Source organism: Streptomyces sp. KR55 (assembly GCF_052245645.1).
Lineage (GTDB): Bacteria > Actinomycetota > Actinomycetes > Streptomycetales > Streptomycetaceae > Streptomyces > Streptomyces flavusporus.
The window spans coordinates 1-7,084 of sequence record NZ_JBQQCE010000500.1 but is presented as its reverse complement, the minus strand read 5'-3'; the positions used below and the strand labels follow the sequence as shown (position 1 = coordinate 7,084).

Annotated in this window: 9 protein-coding genes; 7 read left to right on the top strand and 2 right to left on the bottom strand. The window is 70.2% G+C overall.

The annotated features are described in order from the left end of the window. From ACTWQJ_RS43260 to ACTWQJ_RS43245, 4 genes are all read left to right on the top strand, one after another. Positions 1-939 (top strand): FUSC family protein (locus tag ACTWQJ_RS43260; protein WP_443311882.1); only part of this gene is annotated, 939 nt, incomplete at its 5' end. A 54-nt stretch (positions 940-993) separates the two neighbouring features. Further along, positions 994-2,358, top strand: a complete 1,365-nt coding sequence (locus ACTWQJ_RS43255) for an amidohydrolase (RefSeq protein WP_443311881.1) — start codon at positions 994-996, stop codon at positions 2,356-2,358. An 85-nt stretch (positions 2,359-2,443) separates the two neighbouring features. Beyond that, complete coding sequence (locus tag ACTWQJ_RS43250; RefSeq protein WP_443311880.1) at positions 2,444-3,133, top strand: DUF899 domain-containing protein; 690 nt, start codon at positions 2,444-2,446, stop codon at positions 3,131-3,133. A 155-nt stretch (positions 3,134-3,288) separates the two neighbouring features. Then, the gene (locus ACTWQJ_RS43245; RefSeq protein ID WP_443311879.1) at positions 3,289-3,465 is read left to right on the top strand and encodes a hypothetical protein; all 177 of its coding nucleotides are present in this window, start codon (positions 3,289-3,291) and stop codon (positions 3,463-3,465) included. A gap of 49 nt (positions 3,466-3,514) precedes the next feature. Here the strand turns inward: ACTWQJ_RS43245 and ACTWQJ_RS43240 are convergent, their stop codons facing one another. Together ACTWQJ_RS43240 and ACTWQJ_RS43235 are read right to left on the bottom strand one after the other, a co-directional pair. Further along, the gene (locus ACTWQJ_RS43240; protein WP_443311878.1) at positions 3,515-3,949 is read right to left on the bottom strand and encodes a hypothetical protein; all 435 of its coding nucleotides are present in this window, start codon (positions 3,947-3,949) and stop codon (positions 3,515-3,517) included. Continuing rightward, complete coding sequence (locus ACTWQJ_RS43235; protein ID WP_443311877.1) at positions 3,940-4,560, bottom strand: ATP-binding protein; 621 nt, start codon at positions 4,558-4,560, stop codon at positions 3,940-3,942. The genes ACTWQJ_RS43240 and ACTWQJ_RS43235 overlap by 10 nt, the downstream gene beginning before the upstream one ends. 245 nt (positions 4,561-4,805) lie before the next feature. On the opposite strand from ACTWQJ_RS43235, the gene ACTWQJ_RS43230 reads away from it, so the two are divergent. The 3 genes from ACTWQJ_RS43230 to ACTWQJ_RS43220 all read left to right on the top strand — a co-directional run bounded on the left by ACTWQJ_RS43230 (position 4,806) and on the right by ACTWQJ_RS43220 (position 6,833). Beyond that, positions 4,806-5,666, top strand: coding sequence for a helix-turn-helix domain-containing protein (locus ACTWQJ_RS43230; protein WP_443311876.1), 861 nt, complete (start codon positions 4,806-4,808; stop codon positions 5,664-5,666). After that, positions 5,667-5,942 carry a DUF397 domain-containing protein gene (locus ACTWQJ_RS43225; RefSeq protein ID WP_409472747.1) on the top strand — a complete coding sequence of 92 codons (276 nt, stop codon included), beginning with the start codon at positions 5,667-5,669 and terminating at the stop codon, positions 5,940-5,942. Between the two features lie 78 nt (positions 5,943-6,020). Continuing rightward, positions 6,021-6,833: an SAM-dependent methyltransferase gene (locus ACTWQJ_RS43220; RefSeq protein ID WP_443311875.1), complete on the top strand. Its 813-nt coding sequence runs from the start codon at positions 6,021-6,023 to the stop codon at positions 6,831-6,833. Positions 6,834-7,084 lie beyond the last annotated feature (251 nt).

The following is a 7,084-nucleotide window of genomic DNA, read 5'->3' as shown; positions in this document are numbered from 1 at the left end:
CATGCCGCCGAGGCCTTCGACCGGGGCGGGGGCAACAGCGACCTGCACACCCGGCGTCGTACGGCCAAGGACCCTCTCCGATCCATATTCGGGGCCGGCGGCAGGGAGTACGGCCTGCGCGTCGCCCTCTGCTTCGGGGCCAGCGTCGGCATCGCCCAGGCCCTGCATCACGCCCAGTGGTACGGGCAGCACGAGCACTGGTACTGGCTCCCCGCCACCGCCGTCTTCCTCGTCAAGCCCGACCTCGGTCCACTCGCGTCCCGGGTGCTGTGCCGGGCCGCGGGAACCGTGCTGGGAGCTCTGCTCTTCGCCGGGTTCGCGGCCGTGCTGCCGCGGCCGGAAGGGCTCATCGCGCTCGTGGCTCTCAGCGGCGCCCTCATTCCCGTCGCCACCCGGCACTTCGCCGCCCAGACGGCCGTCGTGACCGTTCTCGTCCTCGCGCTCGTCATGGTCGGCGGGGAACCGGAGGCCTCCGTCAGCCGGATCGGTGAGACGCTGCTGGCCTGCGCGATCGTGCTGATCGTCGGGCATCTGCCGATGCCGGGGTCGCGCGGCGGGGCCGTACGCGCCCGGCTCGCGACGGCGGGCGGCGCCGCGCAGGCCTACCTGGCGCACGTCCTGGGCGAGTCCGACGACCGCGCGGTCCGCTGGACGCTTCGGCGGGAGGCCTACCGCACGCTCGCCGAGGCTCGTGCGGCCATCGCCCTCGCCCGTGCCGAGCTGCCCGCCTTGGCGCGGCACGTCGAGGGTACGGACGAGATCGCCGCCGTCCTCGAACGGCTCGTGGACACCACCACCGCCTGCGCCGTGCACCTCGACGACACCGGCCGGCTCACCCCTCGGCACACCGCACGGCTGACCGAGCTGCTGGACCAGCTGGCCGTACAGCGGGAGCGGGCGGGGCTGCGGGCGGCCGTCGAGATGCCCGTCGCCGGGTAGCGCCACATCGCACGGGATGCACCAGTAACGCCTTACAACTCGTACGTTGGCGTCATGACGCCTTCTCCCGCCGACCTCATCATCACGGGATGCACCGTCCTCGTGCACGCCGAAGGAGACGACGGCCAGGAGCGGATCGATTTCCGCGAGGATGCCGCCGTCGTCGTACGATCCGGGATCGTCGAGTCCGTCACCGGCGCCGATCGCGCGGCGGGCCAGCCCGCCGTCGAACGCATCGATGCCCGCGGCCAGGTCGCGATGCCCGGGCTGATCAACTGCCACACCCACGCCCCGATGGTCGCGCTGCGCGGCGTCGCGGAGGATCTGCCCACCGAGGAGTGGTTCAACGACGTCGTCTGGCCCGTCGAGTCCAACCTCACCGAAAAGGACGTCGAGTTGGGCGCGCGGCTCGCCTGCGCCGAGATGATCCGGGCCGGCGTCACCTGCTTCGCCGACCACTACTTCGCCATGGACTCGGTCGCCGCCGTGGTCGAGGAGTGCGGGATGCGGGCGCATCTCGGCGAGGCCTACTTCTCCTCCCAGGGGCCCCAAGGGCGGGAGAAGAGCCTTGAGTTCGCGCTACGGCGCCGTGGCGGCGCCGACGGCCGTATCACCACCGCCCTCGCCCCGCATGCCCCCTACACCGTCGACGACGCCGACCTGGCCGCCACCGCCGAACTCGCTCGCGAGCACGGCCTCCCCGTCCACATCCACGCCTCCGAGAACCGCGACCAGACCGACACCAGCCTCGCTCGCCACGGCGTCACCCCCATCGAGGTCCTGGAACGGACCGGGCTCCTCGACGTCGACATCCTCGTCGCCCACGGCACCGGCATCCTCGACCGCGACCTGCCCGTGCTCCAGAACGCCACGGGCCGTGTCGCCGTCGCCACCGCACCCCGCGGCTACCTCAAGTTCGCCTGGCCCACCACCACACCCGTACGCGCCCTGCGCGCCATCGGCATCCCCGTCGGACTCGCCACCGACGGCGCCGCCTCCAACAACTCCCTCGATGTGTGGGAGTCGATGGCGCTCACTGCCCTCATCCAGAAGTCGACCGAGGGCGACCCCCGCTGGCTGACGGCACGCCAGGCCCTGCACCACGCCACACTGCAGAGCGCCCGCGCGGTCGGACTCGGTGACACCGTCGGCCGTATCGCACCGGGGCGGCGGGCCGACATCGTTCTGGTCGACCTCAGCGGCCCGCACACCCAGCCCGTCCACGACCTCGCCGCCACCCTGGTGCACAGCGCCCGCTCCTCCGATGTCCGCACGACCATCGTGGACGGGCGGGTCCTGATGCACGACCGGGAGTTGCTGACGATCGATGTGCCCGCGGTGGTGAGGGAGTTGGGGGAGCGGATGCCCGCGCTCCTGGACCGGAGCCACGGCAAGCGCATCCAGGAGTACGACACCTAGTCCAAAAAAATCTTCCGGAACCGCGATGAGTTCCGCCCCGCCCGACGGTCACCCACCGCAACGGGACCATTGCACAGGAGGGGCCATGTCGCTTCCGGAGATCGCCTCGCGTGAGGAGTGGCGCAAGGCGCGGCAGGAACTGCTGGTCAGGGAGAAGGCGGTGACACGCGCGCGTGATGCGCTCCATGCCGAGCGGCGCCGGCTGCCCATGGTCGAGGTCGACACGGAGTATGTGTTCGAGGGCGGTGACGGCAAGGCCACCCTGCTCGACCTCTTCGCGGATCGCGATCAGCTCGTCGTCCACCACTTCATGTTCGCGCCCGAGTGGGACGCCGGCTGCCGCAGCTGCTCGGCGTTCCTCGACCAGATCGGGCACCTCGCGCACCTCCACGCGCGCGGGACGTCGTTGGCGGCCGTGTCCAGAGCGCCGTACACGAAGATCCTGCCGTTCAAGGCGCGGATGGGCTGGACGCTGCCCTGGTACTCGTCGTACGGCAGCGACTTCAACCATGACTTCGAGGTGACCCTGGAACGTGCCGGGGAACTCGTCGAACGGCCGGGCGTGAGCTGTTTCCTGCGGGTCCGCGACCGCGTCTTCCACACCTACTCGACGTACGAGCGCGGCTTGGACGGGCTCGGCTCCACCACCAGCTTCCTGGACCTCACCGCCCTGGGCCGGCAGGAGGAGTGGGAGGAGCCCAAGGGGCGGGCGTCGGTCTTCGGGGCGCCTGCGGGCAGTGAACGGATCCGGTATCACGACGAGTACGAGGAGTGAAGCGGAGCGTAGCGGCAAACCCGGAAGCGGAGAGACGCTCCTCACATTCCAACGTGAACGCGTGTCAACTACGTCTCAGTCCCGTCACTTCGCGAGGCGATTCACCTCTGTAAGGCGTTAACTCCAACAAGTACGACGCTTACTGGAGGTGCGAGATGGTGAACGGGCGAAGGGTGCTCGAACGCTTTCCCGCAGGCGGGCCGCGGGGATCGTGGCCGGCGGAGGAGTTCGCGCAGGCGCGCCGGCTGGAGGGCCTGCCCGCCGAGGTCGTCATGGACCTCGCGACGGACACGTTCCTGGTGATCGTCCGGAGTGGCGACGGCGTGGAGTGAGTCGGGCGGTCCGCGGGCCGCCTCACGGCTCAGGGGCGCGCCGTGCGTGTCAGGCGCTGACCGCCCGTGACCACGTCGGCGTCGTGCCCATGATCCGGCACAGTGCCAGATAGAGCGGGATCGGCGGGGTGTAGGGGAACGTGCCCTCCGGGCGGTGGATGAGGCGCGGGGTCTCCGGGACGAGCGCGCCGGCGGCGTACCGCGCGGGGGCGGGCCACTCCAGGGCGTAGTCGGAGTCGGACGGAACCAGCCACCACCAGTGCGCCTCATCGGCATAGATGCACCCCACGCGGGGCAGCCGGGGCAGTACGAGGGGTCCGAAGCGGGCGGGCACCGCCACCGCGTCGCATCCCAGCGGGGCCGTCATACCGTCCGGCACGGACAGCCGCCGGGGCGTGTCCGGGGTGCGCAGCCCGCGACCCAGACGGACCAGGGTGTCCAGACTGAGCACCGGTCCGCCGCCGGAGGCAGCCGTCAGACCCATTCGGTCCCCGTTTCGCGGTGGGTCGCGCCCGGCGCCCCGCGGTGCGCCTCGTCCTTCTCGTCCGAGTCGCCGGACGGACCCGGCTTGGGGCGGGCGCCCCAGCCGAGATCGTCGCGGGGGGCGTCTGCCTGGCGCGGCAGCTCTGCCCAGACCAGCAGGCCGGGGCCGTGCTCCTGGGTGCCCCAGGAGTGCGACAGGGCGTCGACGAGGAGCAGTCCCCTCCCGTGCTCCTCCTCGGGCCGCTGCGGGGACGGGTGCGGAGCGCCCGGAGCACACCCCTCGTCACGCACCGCTATGCGCACCACGTCGTCGCCGTCGTGCAACTCGCAGACGACGACCTCGCTCGCGGTGTGCATGATCGCGTTGGTGACCAGCTCCGACACCACCAGGGCGGCCGTGTCGCAGGTGTCCTCGCACACCGACCAGCCGGTCAGCCGGGTACGCGTCAGGCGTCTGGCCTGAGCGAGGGAACCCGGATGTGCGGCCAGTTCGAAGCGGAACCGGCGCTCGGCAGCCGCCCTGAGGGGGCCGGCTCCCGAAGCGGAACCGAGGCCGAAACGGCCTGCGGCGGCGTCTGTTCCTAAGGGTGCGGACGGAATCACGCTTGCCACTATCGCCCCGGCGTGAACACTTGGCAAGTGTCACTCTGAAAATTGCAGAGTGCCGTGTGACGCGGTGAAGGGTCGTGGCACACTGCTCGCAACAGCATGTGACGCGGCGCCAGTTGGGATCGGTGGAGGTCGGCCTCGGTTTTCGAATAGACCTTCGAATGGCGCCGCTGGGCTGTGCAGGATTCGCGCCCGGGTCGTCAGGAAGCGCCCCAGGCGTCGTCAGTTCCCGTGAGTGGAGGTGGAGCGTGAGCGAGCCGCGGTCCGCGCCGACGGTCGGCCAGGTCGTCCTCGGCCGACGCCTGCAGGACCTGCGGGAACGCGCCGGCCTCAAGCGCGAGGAGGCTGCCCGCATTCTCCGCGTCGCCCCCGCCACCGTCCGCCGTATGGAGACGGCCGAGGTCGCTCTCAAGATCCCGTACCTCCAACTGCTCCTCAAGGCCTACGGCATCCCCGACGACGAGTCCGAGGCCTTCGTGCAACTGGCCGAGGAGGCCAACAAACCCGGCTGGTGGCAGCGGTTCCACGACATCCTGCCCGGCTGGTTCTCGATGTACGTCAGCCTGGAGGGCGCCGCCGCCCTCATCCGCAGCTACGAACCCCACTTCGTGCCCGGCCTCCTGCAGACCGAGGACTACGCGCGCGGTGTGCTGAGGTCGGGCGCCGTCGGCCAGACCCGGCCCGAGGACATCGAGCGCCATGTCGACCTGCGCATGCAACGCCAGGAACTGCTCACCCGTCAGAACGCGCCCCGGCTGTGGGTCGTGATGGAAGAGACCGCGCTGCAGCGCCCGGTCGGCGGTCCGGAGGTGATGCGTGCACAGATCGACAAGCTGCTCGAGGCCACGAAGCTGCCCAACGTGACGTTGCAGGTCGTCCCGTTCGCCACGGGTCCGCATCCCGGCACGTACGGGCCCTTCGTGCTGTTCCGATTCGCCATGCCCGAACTGCCGGACATGGTCTACAGCGAGTACCTGACCGGCGCCGTCTATCTCGACGCGCGCGCCGAGGTGGCGACCCACCTCGAGGTCATGGACCGCATGGCGGCGCAGGCCGCTACGGCACATCGCACGAAGGAGATCCTCAGGGATCTCCGCAAGGAGTTGTGAATGGATCGCAGCACGTCCCAGCCCAGGCCGCGGATCCGCACCGAGCGGATCTACAACGGCATGCCCGCCCGGGAGTTGGGCAGCGAGGGCTGGCACAAGCCGTGGAGCGGCGGCAACGGGGGCAACTGCCTGGAGGCGATGAAGCTGGCCGACGGCCGGATAGCGGTCCGGCAGTCCACCGACCCCGACGGACCGGCGCTGATCTACACCCCCGACGAGATGACCGCGTTCATCGAGGGCGCGAAGGCGGGGGAGGCGGACTTTCTGCTGTCCTGAACCGACCTGACTGATGAAGAGTATTGATTTGATCAGAGAATTGATCACTTACCGCATTCGACGCTTACGGAGTGGCTCATGACCGGGCAGGACCCCACCGGCGCGATCCCGATCGACACCAGCAAGCCGCATCCCGCGCGCATGTACGACTGGTATCTCGGCGGCAAGGACAACTACCCGGTCGACGAGGAGATGGGCAAGCAGATGCTGGCCCTCGACCCGCGCGTGCCGGTCATGGCGCGGGTCAACCGCGCCTTCATGCACCGGGCCACACGCTGGCTGGCCGGGAACGGCGTACGGCAGTTCCTGGACATCGGCACCGGCATCCCGACCGAGCCGAACCTGCACCAGGTCGCCCAGGGCATCGCGCCCGACGCGCGCGTGGTCTACTGCGACAACGACCCGATCGTGCTGGCCCACGCGGCGGCCCTGCTGCGCAGCACGCCCGAGGGCGTGACCGAGTATCTGCAGGCCGACGTGCGGGATCCGGCCACCATCATCGAGGGGGCCAGGAAGATCCTGGACCTGAGCCGGCCCGTGGCGCTCTCCCTCGTCGCGCTGCTGCACTTCGTCTCCGACGAGGACGGCGCGCACGAGCTGGTCGCCGGCCTGCTGTCCGAACTGCCCTCCGGCAGCTACCTGATGATGACCCACGCCTCCGCCGACTTCACGCCGGAGGAGTCGGCGGCGGCCACCGCGAAACTGAAGGCCGCGGGCGTCACCCTGGCACTCCGCTCCCGCGCCGAGTTCGCCCGGTTCTTCGACGGACTGGAACTGGTCGAACCGGGGGTCTCCGTGGTCCACGAGTGGCATCCGGAGCTGGGGGAGCCGGTACCGGGGCAGGACGACGGGGTCATTCCCGGGTATGGGGCGGTGGGGCGCAAGCCGTAGGGCTGCCGACCGGGGGCTGGGCTGTGGGGGTGGGGCTGACGGGGCTTCGGGCTCGGGGCGCCGGGCCGGCTTCGGGCGTCGTTCACCGCGGCGGCGGCACCCGCACAGCGCGTCCAGCGCCGAGCTAGTGTGATGCGCCAGAAATCCTGAGGGTTAATTTTCCTCTGTTTTCTGGTTGTTGGCTCCGACCTTGGTGAGGTAGTCGGCGAGGGAGTTGAGGATCTCGTCGGCGGACTTGGTCCAGGTGAAGG